The organism is Cupriavidus sp. KK10 (assembly GCF_018223725.1).
GTDB classification, from domain to species: Bacteria; Pseudomonadota; Gammaproteobacteria; order Burkholderiales; family Burkholderiaceae; genus Cupriavidus; species Cupriavidus necator.
The window spans coordinates 6,107,618-6,123,850 of the sequence record NZ_CP073677.1; the positions used below are offsets into that span (position 1 = coordinate 6,107,618).

Consider the following 16,233-nt stretch of genomic DNA (forward strand, 5'->3'; position numbering starts at 1 on the left):
GCGGTTTCTTTGTCTGTTACGTCATACAAGCGCGTTTCACTCCATTGGCGCCTTGATGGGCGCGAACGACTGGGGCACTTACCATTGGACGGTTCCCATGAAAGCACGCCATCAATCCCTTTTCGATCTCGTCCGCTCAGGGCTTCTATGTGTCACTGTGGCACTGTTCGCCGCCTGCGGCGGAGGTGACGACGGGAAACCAGCTGTCAATCCGCCTCTCCAATTCCAGGTGGTGTCGTTTGGCGACAGCATTTCTGATGTAGGAACCTATGCGCCAGTTGCGCAACTGGTCGGCGGCGGGCGTTTCACCACCAACCCTGGGCAGGTGTGGACCCAGGATGTTGCAAACTTCTTCGGCGGGACACTGACCGCGGCGCAAACCGGTGGCTATGGTGCGCCAGTGCGGAATCACGCAGACGGATTGGGTTACGCCCAGGGAGGCGCCCGTGTAACGGATCCCAATGGCATCAACTTCAAGGCGAATGGACTCGGCGCGTTGACGGTGCCGATTGCAACGCAGCTGCAAAACCACCTTTCAGCGCACGGCAACTTCAATGACGGCCAGCTTGTTCTTGTCCAGGGAGGCGGCAGTGATATCCTGATCCACGCCGACGCGGTTGTAGGAGGAAGTGAGACACTTGGTGATGCGAATCAGGCCGTGACGCTTGCCGCGCAGCAATTGGCGGCAATCGTCGGAAAGATCCTCCAATCCGGTGCCAAGCATGTCGTTGTCTCAAACGTTGGCAATATCGGCGTGTCGCCGTTGGGGGTCAGCGACAACAGCCTCGGGTCCCTTCTCACCGGGATGACGCTCACCTTCAATTCTGCGTTGACGAACGCGCTCCAGACTGCAGGCATCCAGAACCAGGTCATCAACATTGATCAGTTCGGCTTCATCAACGATGTCCTTGCCCATTTCAAGGAGAAGGGATTCCAGGTCAGCAATACCGGGACCGGCTGCAACCTGCAGCTTCTGTCCAAGGAGATCGAAGTGAGTTCGCTGTTCTGCTCACCGAAGACCTACACGGTGCCGGACGCTGATCAGACCTATATGTTTGCTGATGAGGTCCATCCGACCACGCATCTTCATGCGCTGTTTGCGACGCTGGTGGAGCAGGCAGTGCAGGCGGCGAGCAAATAGGAGAGCGGATGGGGGCAAATCGATCGTTCCACATACTTTAGTTGCGCACCGACAACGGCACGCATCGCGGCCTCGACCCAGCCCCCCCCCCACTTATCGCGGCACAAACAATTGCGGATTCGCCGCATAACCTCGCGAGCATGTCGGGCGCGACTGGAGAACCGGCCCGGCGGATCATCGGAGCGCTACAGATGAACGGCTATCGTATCGATGCCCCGCCATTCGCCTTACAGCCATGGCGGTCTTGCGGCACGATGGAAGCGGTGTGCGCATCAAAATATATGCCATCGTACCGGCCTCCGGAATAAAGAAACGTGTAGAGCAGCTTACGTTTGAATTGCCCCCTCAGGCGAAGCACGGGACTTGCGCAAGCCTCGGCAGACAAGGCGCTGACATTCCGATATTTGAGCAGCGGTTTGTCAGACCCCTTGTGCAGCACGACAACATCCCATCCGATAAACCGCATCGGGGTATCGCTCTCGTTGCCGAACGTTCTGGCATGTGTCTGGCCGTTCGCGTCGCCAGCCTTTAGCACTCGATACTGTACGTGGCACTCTCCGCAGACATACTGCATATGTATGACATCGACTGTTGTGTCTTTTTCCGACAGCTGAAAGGGGTATAGGAACGCAGCCAGGAGCTCACGCATGCCTCCGGTACTGGTCGCGTCTCCATTTCGTAGCGCGCAGCGAACGTCAACCATAGTTCTCCTCGTTCGTCATTGAACTGAAGATCTATAAGCTACGTGCGTAGTGCCGGCTGTAGGCCACGTCCTAAAATGAGGTCGAAATTTCCGCGCTTGAGCGGAGTTACGCGGCTCTCGCGATGCGGGACGGTGATATCCACGCTTCATGCCCGTGAGTTGTTGGAATACCTCTGTTTTCCTGTGGAGAAAAGGTTGGATTTCCTGCATGCACCCGAGCGGTACCGCCTGGCTGGCTGAACCGGTGCGCATAGTGTATTTGCGGGCAACTTTCCCCCGCATCTGGTGCTGTGGTGCCTTTCATACGCGCAGCTCTCACCGAGACACGCCTCTGCCGAACTTCTGCCTTGAACATGGCAGGCATACGGCAGTGACCGTACGCCTACCTCTAGCCTGCGCAATTACAACGCATTCGCACGTACTGAATCCAACGCGTCACATGCAATTGCCAATTGCTCGGCGAGCGCGGTTGAAGCCGACGTCATTGGCAAACGCAGTTCATCAGACAGCCAGCCATGCCTGGCCAGTAATGTCTTGACCGGACCTGGGTTAGGTTCTGCAAACATGAGTCGAATCAGGGGAATTAAGGCATGGAAAAGGTGGCGCGCGACGCTCAGACGCTGCTCAGCCACAGCGCGCCACAACGCCGAGAAGAGATCAGGCCGAATGTGCGCTGACGCAACGATTGCGCCCTGACCGCCCATGCACAGCGTGGCAAGCAGTTGGTGGTCCTCTCCCGAAAGGACAGCTAGGCGGCCATCGGCGATCAACGCCTGTGTAGTTTCAGCGTTACCGCCGCAGTCCTTGATACCTCGAATATTGCCGTGGTTCGCCAACGAGAGCAGCGTTTCGGCGCTCAGCGTCACACCGGTTCGGTAGGGGATGTCATACAGCACCAGCGGTGCCGTAGATCTATCGGCCAGGTCGCGAAAGTATCCCTTCAATCCTTCCTGCGACGGTCTTATGTAGTACGGTGCAGGCGCTAAGACCCCCGCCAGCGGACGCTCGCCAATCCTGTCCAGACGGCTCAACACATCCCGAAGATTGTTGCCAGCCAAGCCCATCATGACCGGCAGTTCCCCGGCCTCGGCCAGCACGGTATCCAGGACGGCCAACTGTTCCGCCTCATCGAGCGCGGCGGCTTCGCCGGTGCTCCCGCACACCACCAACCCCGCCAAGCCGCTACCGCGGTAATGGGCCACTAGCCGCCGCAGCGCGACGTGATCCACCTCATGGTTGCGAAAAGGGGTGACCAGGGGTAGCCAGATACCACGATAGAGATAATCCACTTCTTGCATTGCATGCTCCGGATCGACCGATTCGGAAACCGCGCAGGCAAGCGACGGAGCAAGATGCGCTCAAGACGGCAAGGGAGGGATTGGCAGACCGTCTTCTACACTGATGCTGTTCCGTCGCTCAACTGACGGAACAGCACGCTCCGGTCAGATGAGCGACTGTTTTTTGGATTTGGCGCGCGCGCCCCACTGCGGCTGGTTCGCAGTGAGATCAAGAGAGAGGGAGGCGGGGCGGCGGCTCATGGTTGCGTCAATCTATCCGCTTCTCGGCAAGCTCGTCAAGCCTGGCCTGGGAGGGCTCTCTTCCAAGGGGCTATCGAATCAACGCCCCAACCTGGCTCTTCGCGGTACTCCATCCAGCGAAAGCAACTCCATTCGCGCGGTATCGAAGCGCGCACACTCTGCCTTGAGCCACGTCGAGAAAATGATCACGCGCCTATCCTCAGGATTACGAGAAAGCAGCATGTAGCGCGCCGGCGCGCGTACGTGCTTGCCGAAGACATTCACCAGCCGTCCGCTCCTGATCTCGTCATAGACCAGGGCCGTACGCCCCATCGCCACCCCCTGGTGGTTCAACGCCGCGCTGATGGCAAGGCTCGACAGATTGAACTGCGGCCCCTCCAGATGCCCAATCCATGTCGGGTGAAAGGCCTCAAGCCATGTCCGCCATTCCACAAACTCGGCTGCGCCGACCCATGGCGATGCGTCATGCAGCAACACGACGCCGTCGAGCGAAGCCCCGTCAGATAGCCCAGGATGCTGGGTGAGGTACTCGGGTGTGGCCACCGGAATCAGGAACTCGTCCAGCAAAACGTCAGCTTGCAACTGGCTGTAGCGGACGGGGTCGTAACGCACTGCCACGTCAATGTCTTCCGCCTCCATCGATTGCCTGTCCAGGGCCTGGAACTCGGCTTTCAGGCGCACGGATACGTCCGGCTGCTCGCGGTGGAACTCAGTCAGGCGCGGCATCAGCCATTGCAGCGCATACGACGGCAGGCAATTGACCTGCAAAGGCGCATTTGGCAGGCCGAGTCGCTGGATCGTCTGCTGAATCTCGTGCAGTGCGCGCGTGGTCGTCTCGAACATAGCCTCACCCTTTGGCGTCAGTTTCAAGTTGCGCGGCTGGCGCACGAAGAGCATGTAGCCGAGACGGTCTTCCAGATGGCGAATCTGCTGGCTCACCGCGCTTTGGGTGAGGCTCAGCGATTCGGCGGCCTTGGTAAAGCTCAGCAAGCGCCCCGCGGCTTCGAAACACCGCAACGCGCCGAGAACAGAGGAATCGAGCTGCATTCGTATTAGCCTGACTAATGCATGCGTTAGAAACGATCGCTATTTTTGCACGATTACAGCGTCTACGATCACGGTTCATAAGGAATTCCTTGGAGAAGGACGTGATGGCCACCCTGCCGCTCACTCGTGATCTATTAGAAATACTTCAATCGAGACAGCCGCTGCTTTGGCTGAATCCGAGGCTGGGGCAACCCCTGCCGGCTTCCGCCCCATCGACGGAACTGATCGCATCGGCCGAGGCGCGCCTTGCGCGCTGTGCACCACTCATGGCGACGCTGTTTCCCGAACTGGGGTCAAGCCATGGGCAAGTGGAATCGCAATTGATGCCGGCCACCGCACTCCAACACGCGATCGTCGGCAACGATGGCGCCGAGGGGGCATGGTTCATCAAGCGGGACGACGAACTGCCGATTGCAGGTTCCATCAAGGCTCGCGGCGGCTTTCATGAAGTGCTGGCGATTGCCGAATCTATCGCGATCGAGCACGGTGTCCTGAAGCCTGCGGGTGATCGCCGCCTGCTGGCGACGGCGGCAGCGCGCGCGCTGTTCTCGCAATACTCGGTAACGGTCGGCAGCACGGGCAACCTCGGCTTGAGCATCGGCGTGATGGCGGCTGCTCTCGGGTTCGATGCGGTTGTACATATGTCCGCGGACGCCAAGGCGTGGAAGAAGGACCGCCTGCGCAAACGCGGCGTACGCGTCGTGGAACATGAAGGCGACTACGCTGAAGCAGTGGCAGCTGGCCGGGACCAGGCGCTGGCAGCGCCGCGCTGCCATTTTGTTGATGACGAGCGCTCCGCCCTGCTCTTCTTCGGATACGCTGCCGCGGCACGCCACCTGGCGCGCCAGCTGGCCGAAGCCGGCCGCGTCGTGGATGCCGCGCATCCGCTCTTCATCTATCTGCCCTGCGGTGTCGGCGGCGCACCCGGTGGTATCACTTACGGGCTCAAGGCACTGTTCGGCGAGCATGTGCACTGTTTCTTCGCCGAGCCCGTGGCCTCGCCATGCGTACTGGTGCAGTTGGCCTCAGGTGCGCAAGCTCCCGTATCCGTCTACGACATCGGCCTGGATAACCGGACCGACGCCGATGGCCTCGCCGTCGGCCAGGCATCCCATCTGGTCAGCCCGTTGATGGCTTCCCAACTCGCCGGCGTGTTCACCGTCCCCGACGATCAACTCTACGTTCAGTTGCTCGCGCTCAAGACGTCGATGGGCGTGGAAGTCGAGCCGTCAGCGGCCGCCGGCATCGGAGGCCCGGGCTGGCTGCGTCGCTCGCCCGAGGGCCAGGCGTATGTGCGCGATCACGGATTGCACATGCACGACGCCACGCATGTGATCTGGGCCACCGGCGGCTCGCTCGTCCCGCCCGAGGAGCTTCGCCGGTTCCAGGATTACGCCGCAACACTGGCCGGCCATGCTTCTGGCGCGATGCAACAGGCAGCCTGACCCTCTCGTCGTCGCGCCCCCCACAATACAAGGAGACACTTTCATGGAGCAGCATCGCCCGATGTTCAGGGGCGGCCTGACACTTACGCATTTGAAGACGCCACCTATCGCAAGGTCGCCCTGCGCTTCATCCCGTTCCTGATGCTGTGCTACGTCGTCGCGTATCGCGATCGCGTGAATATCGGCATCGCCAAGCTCAACATGCTGGCCGACCTGCAATTCAGCGAGGCGGCCTATGGGCTCGGCGCAGGGCTGTTCTTTATCGGCTACATGCTGTTCGAGGTACCGAGCAACCTAATCATGCATCGTGTCGGCGCGCGACGCTGGATTGCCCGCATCATGATCTCCTGGGGCCTGCTCTCAGGAGTCATGGCATTTGTCACGACACCATTGCAGTTCTACACGGTACGCTTCCCTGCTCGGCGTCGCCGAAGCCGGCTTCTACCCCGGCGTAATCCTCTATCTGACGTACTGGTTTCCGAATCGCCGCCGCGCTAAAGTCACTGCCATATTTCAGGCGGGCATTCCAATCGCCGGCTTGCTCGGCAGCCCTTTGTCGGACTGGATCCTGGAGCGCTTTCACCTGGTCGGCGGTCACGCCGGCTGGCAATGGGTGTTTGTGCTCGAAGCCCTGCCGACGCTCCCGCTGGCGATCGGCGTGAAATACGGCCTGACGACGAATTCACAAACACGTCAATCCCGCCCTGAGTGTCCTCTTCGACCGTTTATCTTTGGAAGTGGGTCGTTGAGCACCTCGCCATAGATGCGGGCGCACATATCTTCCAAGGCCGAATCGTCTGTTGGCTTCGAAATTTCAAATTGCACGACGCGCATGCCCTTCCCTTGTGCTTGCTCCTCTCGTGAAGGCGCCAATGCGCAAACAAAAAATGGGAGCGAGTTGCTCCCATTCTTTGTCACTTAGCATATATCTACTGCCTCAATCCCAGCTCAACGCCCCACCCGTCTGATACTCAATAACGCGAGTCTCGAAGAAGTTGCGTTCCTTCTTCAGATCGATCATCTCACTCATCCACGGGAACGGATTCTCCTCATTCGCGAACAACTGATCCAACCCAATCTGCTGGCAACGACGATTGCAAATGAACCGCAGATACCCCTTAAACATCGGCGCATTCAACCCCAACACCCCACGCGGCATCGTATCCTCCGCATAGCGATACTCCAGATCCACCGCCTTCTTGAACAGCTCAGTAATCTCAGCCTTGAACTCCGCCGTCCACAGATGCGGGTTCTCCAGCTTGATCTGGTTGATCAGGTCGATACCAAAATTGCAGTGCAGCGACTCATCGCGCAGGATGTACTGATACTGCTCGGCAGCACCAGTCATCTTGTTCTGCCGGCCCATCGCCAGGATCTGCGTAAAGCCCACATAGAAGAACAGCCCTTCCATGATGCAGGCGAACACGATCAGGCTCTTCAGCAGCTTCTGGTCGTTTTCCGGCGTGCCGGTCTTGAACGACGGGTCGGTCAGGGTGTCGATGAACGGGATCAGGAACTCGTCCTTGTCGCGGATCGACTGCACTTCGTGGTACGCGTTGAAGATCTCGGCTTCGTTCAGGCCGAGGGACTCCACGATGTACTGGTAGGCGTGGGTGTGGATGGCCTCTTCAAAGGCCTGGCGCAGCAGGTACTGGCGGCATTCCGGCGCGGTGATCTGGCGGTAGGTGCCCAGGACGATGTTGTTGGCGGCCAGCGAGTCGGCGGTGACGAAGAAGCCGAGGTTGCGCTTGATGATGCGGCGCTCGTCTTCGGTCAGGCCGTTGGGGTCTTTCCACAGGGCGATGTCGCGGGACATGTTGATTTCCTGCGGCATCCAGTGGTTGGCGCAGCCGGCCAGGTATTTTTCCCACGCCCACTTGTACTTGAACGGCACCAGCTGGTTGACGTCGGTCGAGCCGTTGATCACGCGCTTGTCGGCGGCATTGACGCGGCGGTTGCTTTGCGCGGCGGCGGCGTTGGGATTGTCGCCCAGGATACCGGGCTGCGTGGCGGCCGGCGGCAGTACGCCTTGCTGGTCGGCCGTGGCGGCAACAGCGGGTTGCAGGGCAGGCTGCGGTGCGGCCTGCGGGGTGGCTTGAACGTCGTCGTCCCAGCTCAGCATGATGTGGTTCTCCGTGATTCGATTTGGGGGCGGCGGTTTGGTCGGATTTGACGCTTCACTTCGTGGTGGCGCCGGCCCTCACCCCCGCCCCTCTCCCGCAAGCGGGAGAGGGGCGGGGGTGGCTTTTACTCTCTTACGTTATTGGCAGGCTTCGCACTCTTCAAAGCCAGGGTCGCCCGGGCGCATCGTGCAGACCGCGCCTTCGGCTTCCGGCATGGCCGGGGCCGATGCTGCGGCTGCGTCCAGGGCGGAGCCGCTGTCGCTGCCCGACGACACTGCGTTCAGCGAGCCGCGCGACACGGTGGACTTCTCCACGTGCGTCGCAGCCATGGTGCGCAGGTAGTAGGTGGTCTTCAGGCCGCGCAGCCAGGCCAGCTTGTAGGTGTCGTCCAGCTTCTTGCCCGAGGCGCCGGCCATGTAGATGTTCAGGGACTGGGCCTGGTCGATCCACTTCTGGCGGCGGCTGGCGGCTTCCACCAGCCAGGTCGGCTCCACTTCGAACGCGGTGGCGTAGATGTCGCGCAGGTCTTGCGGGATGCGGTCGATGCGCGACAGCGAGCCGTCGAAGTACTTCAGGTCGGCAACCATCACCTCGTCCCACAGGCCGCGCTCCTTCAGGTCGCGCACCAGATAGTCGTTGACCACGGTGAACTCGCCCGACAGGTTGGACTTGACGTACAGGTTCTGGAAGGTCGGCTCGATGCAGGCCGACACGCCGATGATGTTCGAAATGGTCGCGGTCGGGGCGATCGCGATGCAGTTCGAGTTGCGCATGCCGTGCTGCTTGATGCGGGCGCGCAGCGCGTCCCAGTCCATCGTGCTGGACAGGTCCACGTCCAGGTAGCCGCCGCGCTCTTCGGCCAGCAGCTTGAGCGAGTCTTGCGGCAGGATGCCACGGTCCCACAGCGAGCCTTCATAGGTGCTGTAGCGGCCGCGCTCTTCGGCCAGCTCGGTCGAAGCCTTGTAGGCGTAGTAGCACACCGCTTCCATCGAGGTATCGGCAAACTTGACGGCGGCGTCGCTGGAGTACGGCGTGCGCAGCACGTGCAGGCAGTCCTGGAAGCCCATGATGCCCATGCCGACCGGACGGTGGCGCAGGTTGGAATTGCGCGCCTTGTCCACGGCGTAGTAGTTGATGTCGATCACGTTGTCGAGCATGCGCATGGCGGTGCGCACGGTCTTCTGCAGCTTGGCGTGATCCAGCGCGTAGGTGCCGTCGGCCTGCTTGGTCATGTGGGCGACCAGGTTGACCGAGCCCAGGTTGCACACGGCGATCTCGCTCTCATTGGTATTGAGCGTGATTTCCGTGCACAGGTTGGAGCTGTGCACCACGCCCACGTGCTGCTGCGGGCTGCGGATGTTGCACGGATCCTTGAAGGTGATCCACGGGTGGCCGGTCTCGAACAGCATACCCAGCATCTTGCGCCACAGTTGCAGCGCCGGCAGCTTCTTGAACAGCTTCAGTTCGCCGCTGGCGGCCTTGGCTTCATAGCCCAGGTAGGCCTTTTCGAATTCCTTGCCGACCTTGTCGTGCAGGTCCGGGCAGGTGGCGGGCGAGAAAAGGGTCCATTCGCCGGCTTCCATCACGCGCTTCATGAACAGGTCCGGAATCCAGTTGGCCGTGTTCATGTCGTGGGTGCGGCGGCGGTCGTCGCCGGTGTTCTTGCGCAGTTCCAGGAATTCTTCGATGTCCAGGTGCCACGTTTCCAGGTAGGCGCAGACGGCGCCCTTGCGCTTGCCGCCCTGGTTCACCGCCACGGCGGTGTCGTTGACCACCTTCAGGAACGGCACCACGCCTTGCGACTTGCCGTTGGTGCCCTTGATGTGCGAGCCCAGTGCGCGCACGTTGGTCCAGTCATTGCCCAGGCCGCCGGCGAACTTGGACAGCAGCGCGTTTTCCTTCAGCGCTTCATAGATGCCTTCCAGGTCGTCCGAGACGGTGGTCAGGTAGCACGACGACAGCTGCGAGCGGCGGGTGCCGGAGTTGAACAGGGTCGGCGTGGACGACATGAAGTCGAACGACGACAGCAGCTGGTAGAACTCGATGGCGCGCGCTTCACGGTCCTTCTCGTTCAGCGCCAGGCCCATGGCCACGCGCATGAAGAAGGCTTGCGGCATTTCGATGCGGGTTTCATCGATATGCAGGAAGTAGCGGTCGTACAGGGTCTGCAGGCCCAGGTAGTTGAACTGGAAGTCGCGGCCGGCGTCCAGCGCCGCGCCCAGGCGGGCCAGGTCGTAGGTGGCCAGTTGCTCGTCCAGCAGTTCGGCTTGAATGCCGCGGGCGATGAACTTGGGGAAGTACTCGGCGTAGCGGCTGGACATCTCGGCCTGGGTCACTTCGGTGCCCAGGATTTCCTTGCGGATGGTGTGCAGCAGGATACGGGCGGTGACCTGGCTGTAGTCCGGGTCCTTTTCGATCAGGGTACGCGCGGCCAGGATGGCGGAGTCGTACACCTGCGTCATCGGTACGCCGTCGTACAGGTTCTTCAGGGTTTCCTTCAGGATCGGCTCGGCGCTCACTGCATTGCCAAGGCCGCTGCAGGCATTGTCGATCAGGGCGTGCAGCGCGGCGATGTCCAGCACGTGCGTGACGCCGCCATCGGTCACGTTGACCGAGATGCCGCCTTCCTGCACGCGGGCCACGGCCTGGGCGTTGGCCTGGGCGCGCTCGTCCTTGCGCTTCTCGCGGTACAGCACATAGGCGCGGGCCACTTCATGCTCGCCCGAGCGCATCAGCGCCAGTTCCACGTGGTCCTGCACGTCTTCGATATGGATGGCGCCGCCGTTGGGGCGGCTGCGCACCAGTGCGCGCACGACGTTGTCAGTCAGTTGCTCGACGATCTCGCGCACACGCGCGGACGCAGCGCCCTGCCCGCCGTTCACGGCGAGGAAGGCCTTGGTCATGGCAACGGCGATCTTGGACGGCTCGAAAGCCACCACGGCGCCGTTGCGTCGAATGATCTTGTGATCCGGGTAGTTCGTATTGGCGGCGTTGGCGGGGGTCTGCTGCGCGGTCGGTGCAATACCGGCGGCGGCGCCACCCGTGGTGATTTCGTTCTGGGCCGTTTGCATGAGAACTCCTGTTTTTACCCTGGAAATAAGAGACAAAAGAGTCCCTGGCGAAATGCGGCGAAAAGAACGTCCCTCCCGGCGTGAAGTCAGGGCGGACAGACTGCCTTTACGTGAACATTTCGCCAGGGACTCTTGTGATTCGCTGGCCTTAGCGGGCGGTTTCGAGACGATGCACGAACTTCGTGATCCCTGACTCGCCCTTGGGCCGGCTCCCCGGTTTGACTACTAGATATAGTGTGTGACGCGTGAAACTGGGCTAAGTATAGTGAAACGAATCCGAATGACCAGTCTTGACAAGCGCTATTTCGGAGGCGGTTGCGCCGATGCGGCAGCGCCACATGCCCGCAACCCTAATACTCGCAAGGGTTTTCGCCAGACCGTTCGCAACTGCACATTTCACAAAAATTTTTTTGATTGTTGCGAGGTTGCGATAGCCCCAGGCCGAGGTAGGGCATGTGCGCCGGAACGGGGCGCACGGGCATGGGGAATGACGTTAAGAATTCGTCACCTGGCCAGCCGCGCCAGGGCACTGGTAGGGCAACATGCCCGGCGCCACGCCCGCCTGCCTGGCGAAGCGCGCCCAGTCGAAATGCGGGCCGGGATCGGTCTTGCGCCCCGGGGCGATGTCGCTGTGGCCGGCAATCGCGCGCACCGGGTAGGCGACCAGCAGCGCGGGCACCAGCGCGGCCACGGTGTCGTACTGGGCCAGGGTGAACGGCAGGTCGTCGCAGCCCTCGATCTCGATGCCGATGGAAAAATCGTTGCAGCGGGCGCGGCCGAAGAAGTCTGACTGCCCGGCGTGCCAGGCCCGCTGCGTGCACGGGACGAACTGCACCAGTTCACCCTCGCGGGTGACCAGGAAGTGCGCGGACACCTGCACCTGGTGGATGGTGGCAAAGAACGGGTGCTTATTGGGATCGAGCCGGTTCTGGAAGAAGGCCTCGATGTCGCCGCTGCCGAACTGGCCGGGCGGCAGGCTGATGTTGTGCAGCACCACCAGGTCCACCGGCATGCCGGCCGGGCGCTCATCGAAATTGGGCGACGGCACGCGGCGCGCGGCGGGGACCCAGCCGTCGGCATCGGGCAGGTAGCGGTGCTCAGGCTTGCTCATGGCGTGCCCTCGCCTTCCACGGCGCTGCGGTCGGCGGCGTCCATGGCTTCGCGGATGCCCAGTTGCTGGATGCGGTAGCGCAGCTGGCGCAGGTTCAGGCCCAGCAGCGGCGCGGCCGCGGTGCGATTGAAGTTGGTCTGCGCCAGCGCCTGCAGAATCAGCTCGCGCTCCACGGCTTCCAGCCTGGCCGGCAGGTCGATCGGGAAGACGATGCCGCGGCAGGCACGTTCGGCGGGGTCGCCGGCGGGCTCGGGTTCGGGCGCGCTGGCTGGGGTCGGTGCCACGGGCGGCGGCTCTGCCAGGGCCGGCGCGGGCGCGGCGGCCGGCGGCACCGGCGCCCACATGCCTGCGGCACCCCAGGGTGCGTAATAGTTAGGCGCCATCGCCGGCGCGGGGGCATGCATCAGCCCGGCCCGTTCGGCACCGGCGTCCAGCGGGCCCAGATCGGCCGGCTCGATCTCTTCGCTCTCGGCAAAGGCGTAGGCGCGCTCCAGCAGGTTCTCCAGCTCGCGCACGTTGCCCGGGAAGGGATAGGCCACCAGCCGTTGCAGCGCCGCCGGCGACAGCCGCTTGGGGCGCGGGTCGCCGTAGCGCACCGCCAGGTGGTCCAGGATGGCGCGCGCCAGCACCGGGATGTCTTCACCGCGCTCGCGCAGCGTGGGCATGCGCAGCGCCAGCACGTTCAGGCGGTAGTACAAGTCCTGCCGGAACTGCCCGGCCGCCACCATCGCGGCCAGGTCCTTGTGGCTGGCGCACATCACGCGCACGTCGACGGCGTCTTCGCGGCTGGCGCCGATCTTGCGCACGCGGCGCTCCTGCAGCGCGCGCAGCAGCTTGACCTGCATCGGCAGCGGCAGGTCGGCCACCTCGTCCAGCAGCAGCGTGCCGCCGTTGGCGGCCTGGAAGAAGCCGCCGCGCTCCCCGTCGGCACCGGTGAAGGCGCCTTTGACATGGCCGAAGAACTCGGACTCCATCAGGTTCTCGGGGATGGCGCCGCAGTTGACGGCGATAAAGGGATGCGCGGCCCGCCCGCTGGTGGCGTGAATGGCGCGCGCGGCGCGCTCCTTGCCGCTGCCGGATTCGCCGCTGATCACCACCGGCGCCATGCTACGCGCCAGCCGCGACAGCGAGCGGCGAACCTCCTGCATGGCGGCGGAATGGCCGGGCAGCAGGGCCGCGGCGCGGTCGGCGGCCTGCTCGGCCGCGGCGGCTTCGGCATCGGTGCTGTCGCGTTGCTGGCGGCCCAGCGCGTTCAGCACCAGGCTGCGCAGCTGCTCCAACGAGACCGGCTTGGCGATGTAGTCGAAGGCGCCGGCCTTGAGTGCTTCCACGGCGTTGTCGGCGCTTCCATAGGCGGTGATGACCGCCACCGGGATGCGCTCCGGCGCGGCCGACAGCTGGCGCACGATCTCTATACCCAGGCCGTCGCCCAGCCGCATGTCGGTCAGCACCAGGCTGTAGCGGCCCTGTGCCAGCTTCTCGCGCGCCTCGGCCAGGGAGCCGGCCAGCACCACGTCATGGCCCATGCGGCGGATCGAGATGTCCAGCAGCTCGCGCAGGTCGGCCTCGTCGTCGATGACCAGGATGGGGTCGGGCGCTCGGGGCATTCGGGGTGGCATGAGGTGGTGGCTGGGTTGGGACAGGTCAGGCGGCGGCCGCATCGGCACTCTCGATGCGCAGCGTCAGCACGAAAGCCTTGGTCGGCAGTGTATCGCGCGCGGCGGGGGCCAGCATGCCGGTGCGCTCGAGCAGCGCCGGCAAGGCGATGGCGCCGTAGCGCACCTGGGCGTCATTGGCGCCGCACAGCTCGCGCGCCATGAACAGGCCCAGCCCGGTGCCCTGGGCGTTGCTGGTGAAAAACGGTTCGAACAGGCTGCGCTGGTGCTCGCGCGCGACTTCGGCGCCGTCGTTCCAGACGATCAGCTCGGCATGGTGCTGGTCCAGCGCATGCGCCAACAGCCGGATCGAGCCCGGCAGCCGGCTGCAGTAGCGCCAGGCGTTGTCCAGCAGGTTGCCCAGTACCTGTTGCAGCTGCGAGGCGTCGAACACCACCGGCTGGGCCACGTCCACGGTCAGCCGGATGGCATTGGCGTTGATGTCGGCCCGGCCCGCCGGGCGGGTCTCGCCGGCGCGCGGGCGGCGCGAGCGCATTTCGGCGCGCCAGCGCTCGACGATCTCGGGCAGCGCCTGCGCCAGGTGCACGGTGCTGCGGCCGGTGCGCGGGCGGCGCGACATCTGCAGCACGTCTGACACCACCTGGTCCAGCCGGCGCACGTTGTCGTTGATGATGCGCAGCAGGCGGGCGTCGATATCGACATCGGCGCCGCCATGGTCCTGGGCGGCGGGGTCGCGCCGGCCGGAATCGCCCAGCAGCTCGCTGGCCTGGCTGATCGCCGCCAGCGGGTTGCGGATTTGGTGCGCGATGCTGGCCACCAGCCGGCCCATGGCGGCCAGCTTTTCCTGCTGCACCTGCTCGGCGATGCGTTCCCAGCTTTCGATGTGGACCAGCACGGTGTCGCGCATCTCGTTGCGCAACAGGGCCTCATCCTCCTGCGACCAGGCCATGGCCTCGTTCTGGGCGATGGCCAGGCGCAGGCGGCCGGCGGCTTCGGGCGACAGTTCGCTCCAGGCGGCCGTATCCAGCGTGGCCGGCACGGTGCGGCCATGCGCCATGGTCGAACGCAAACCTGCCAGCCCCGGCAGCACAAAGCGCAGCCGCAGCCGGGTGTGCTGCATGGTGCCGTCTGCCAGCGCGGTGCCGGACGCCATCGGCAGCAGCTGCAGGATGCGCGGCACGTCGTCCTTGCTGTGCAGCCAGTCGCGCAGCATCTCCATCAGCGGCTGCAGGCGCGGGATGCGGCGCAGGTCGAACAGCACGGCTTCGCCGCCCTGCCCTGCCGCACCACCCAGCCGGCGTGAGTAGATGCGCTCATGCGGCTGCACGCCCAGCAGCACCACCGCCGCGGGGTTGGCCGCCACCACCGCGCCGTTGGCGCGCACCAGCATCACGCCGTCCTGCATATCGTTGACCATCAGCCGGTTGACCAGCTGCTGCAGGCGCAGCTCCTGCTCGCGCGCCAGCGCCAGCCGCTCCTGCGCGATCTGGCGGTTGGCCAGCATATACATCAGCAGCGCCGCGATCATGAACACCAGCCCGAACAGGCCCGAGCCCAGCAGCCCGGCATCGGCCTGGCGCAGCAGGATGGTGTGCATGAAGGGCCCGCTCATCACCACCAGCGCGGAGATCGAAGCGGCAAACAGCGCGAACAGCAGGCTGGTCAGCGCGCCGGCTTCCAGCGCCGGCAGCAGGAAGATCATGGCCAGGCCCTCGGCCTGCCCGCCCCGCCCCAGCACGCTGAAGACCAGCGCCAGCAGGGCCAGGTCGGCCAGCACCTGCACCCGCACGCGCAGATGGAAGTGCCGGCGCCACAGCGTGCCGGCCAGCATCGCCAAGGCAATGCCAAGATAGGGCACGGCGATGGTCATGGCCGCCGCGTGCTCGATGCCGCCCAGGGCCCCAAGGTCGAACGGCACGGGCGGGATCGCTTTCGTGACGGCGGTGATGGATGCCGGCTCGCCGCGCCGCATCAGCGCAAAGCCGACCAGCAGCAGGCCCACGGCCACGCGGGTCCAGCAGAAATAGCGCAGCAGGCGCCAGTGGAAGTCAGGCGGTTCGGGCTGGCGCCACAGCTGGGCCAGGCCGCGCCAGGCGTTCAGCCGCTGCCAGCCCGACGACGCCGGCTCTGTCACGGGCGGGGGCCGCTGCTGCCGTCACCGCCTTCAGCCCGACTCTCGTCAGGCAGATGGCTGCGGCGGCAGTAGTGCAGGCCGCGCCAGGCAATGGCCTCGCCCTGCGGCAGGTGCACGCCGCACTGGGCGCACTGGACCATGGGTTCGGCGGTGGCGTCGTCGGCCGGGCCGGCTGCGCCAGTGCGCTCGCCGGCCTGGCGGGCCTGGCGTGCGCGGTGTTCAGCCAGCCGGGCCTCGGCGCGGGCGCGCAGCCACCAGATGACGCCCAGCACCACGGCCAGCAGGATCAGGATACGTGCCATGG

At 63.9% G+C, this 16,233-nt stretch carries 10 protein-coding genes and 1 pseudogene; 3 read left to right on the plus strand and 8 right to left on the minus strand.

Annotated elements, in window-relative coordinates:
- The first annotated feature begins 97 nt into the window (after positions 1-97).
- Positions 98-1,141 carry an SGNH/GDSL hydrolase family protein gene (locus tag KB879_RS28430; protein ID WP_041228469.1) on the plus strand — a complete coding sequence of 348 codons (1,044 nt, stop codon included), beginning with the start codon at positions 98-100 and terminating at the stop codon, positions 1,139-1,141.
- 1,104 nt (positions 1,142-2,245) lie between these two features.
- On the opposite strand, the gene dapA is transcribed toward KB879_RS28430, so the two are convergent.
- Positions 2,246-3,142, minus strand: coding sequence for a 4-hydroxy-tetrahydrodipicolinate synthase (gene dapA / locus KB879_RS28435; protein ID WP_013958029.1), 897 nt, complete (start codon positions 3,140-3,142; stop codon positions 2,246-2,248).
- Between the two features lie 318 nt (positions 3,143-3,460).
- A complete protein-coding gene (locus KB879_RS28440; RefSeq protein ID WP_211982334.1) occupies positions 3,461-4,435 on the minus strand; it encodes a LysR family transcriptional regulator in 975 nt (324 codons plus the stop codon).
- A 98-nt stretch (positions 4,436-4,533) separates the two neighbouring features.
- On the opposite strand from KB879_RS28440, the gene KB879_RS28445 reads away from it, so the two are divergent.
- Both KB879_RS28445 and KB879_RS28450 read left to right on the plus strand, forming a co-directional pair.
- A complete protein-coding gene (locus KB879_RS28445; protein ID WP_211982337.1) occupies positions 4,534-5,874 on the plus strand; it encodes a D-serine ammonia-lyase in 1,341 nt (446 codons plus the stop codon).
- Positions 5,875-5,967: 93 nt separating this feature from the next.
- Positions 5,968-6,529, plus strand: a pseudogene (locus KB879_RS28450) (MFS transporter); the annotation flags it as partial.
- Between the two features lie 282 nt (positions 6,530-6,811).
- Here KB879_RS28450 and KB879_RS28455 read toward each other — a convergent pair.
- The 6 genes from KB879_RS28455 to KB879_RS28480 all read right to left on the minus strand — a co-directional run bounded on the left by KB879_RS28455 (position 6,812) and on the right by KB879_RS28480 (position 16,231).
- On the minus strand, positions 6,812-7,996 hold the full coding sequence (locus tag KB879_RS28455; protein ID WP_013958036.1) for a ribonucleotide-diphosphate reductase subunit beta: 1,185 nt from the start codon (positions 7,994-7,996) through the stop codon (positions 6,812-6,814).
- Positions 7,997-8,134: 138 nt separating this feature from the next.
- Complete coding sequence (locus KB879_RS28460) at positions 8,135-11,068, minus strand: ribonucleoside-diphosphate reductase subunit alpha (protein ID WP_211980311.1); 2,934 nt, start codon at positions 11,066-11,068, stop codon at positions 8,135-8,137.
- A 493-nt stretch (positions 11,069-11,561) separates the two neighbouring features.
- The gene (ampD, locus tag KB879_RS28465) at positions 11,562-12,179 is read right to left on the minus strand and encodes a 1,6-anhydro-N-acetylmuramyl-L-alanine amidase AmpD (protein WP_013958038.1); all 618 of its coding nucleotides are present in this window, start codon (positions 12,177-12,179) and stop codon (positions 11,562-11,564) included.
- Positions 12,176-13,798 (minus strand): sigma-54 dependent transcriptional regulator, encoded by a 1,623-nt coding sequence (locus tag KB879_RS28470; protein WP_211980312.1) that lies wholly within the window; start codon positions 13,796-13,798, stop codon positions 12,176-12,178. The genes ampD and KB879_RS28470 overlap by 4 nt, the downstream gene beginning before the upstream one ends.
- A 25-nt stretch (positions 13,799-13,823) precedes the next feature.
- On the minus strand, positions 13,824-15,929 hold the full coding sequence (locus KB879_RS28475; RefSeq protein ID WP_211980313.1) for a sensor histidine kinase: 2,106 nt from the start codon (positions 15,927-15,929) through the stop codon (positions 13,824-13,826).
- Positions 15,926-16,231: a PP0621 family protein gene (locus tag KB879_RS28480; protein ID WP_013958041.1), complete on the minus strand. Its 306-nt coding sequence runs from the start codon at positions 16,229-16,231 to the stop codon at positions 15,926-15,928. Before KB879_RS28480 ends, KB879_RS28475 begins: the two co-directional genes overlap by 4 nt.
- Between the last annotated feature and the right edge of the window lie 2 nt (positions 16,232-16,233).

Coding starts and splice junctions, on each gene's coding strand:
- KB879_RS28470 (WP_211980312.1), bottom strand. CDS start 13,798: ATGCCACCCCGAATGCCCCGAGCGCCCGACCCCATCCTGGTCATCGAC.
- KB879_RS28445 (WP_211982337.1), top strand. CDS start 4,534: ATGGCCACCCTGCCGCTCACTCGTGATCTATTAGAAATACTTCAATCG.
- KB879_RS28430 (WP_041228469.1), top strand. CDS start 98: ATGAAAGCACGCCATCAATCCCTTTTCGATCTCGTCCGCTCAGGGCTT.
- dapA (WP_013958029.1), bottom strand. CDS start 3,142: ATGCAAGAAGTGGATTATCTCTATCGTGGTATCTGGCTACCCCTGGTC.
- KB879_RS28460 (WP_211980311.1), bottom strand. CDS start 11,068: ATGCAAACGGCCCAGAACGAAATCACCACGGGTGGCGCCGCCGCCGGT.
- KB879_RS28455 (WP_013958036.1), bottom strand. CDS start 7,996: ATGCTGAGCTGGGACGACGACGTTCAAGCCACCCCGCAGGCCGCACCG.
- KB879_RS28480 (WP_013958041.1), bottom strand. CDS start 16,231: ATGGCACGTATCCTGATCCTGCTGGCCGTGGTGCTGGGCGTCATCTGG.
- ampD (WP_013958038.1), bottom strand. CDS start 12,179: ATGAGCAAGCCTGAGCACCGCTACCTGCCCGATGCCGACGGCTGGGTC.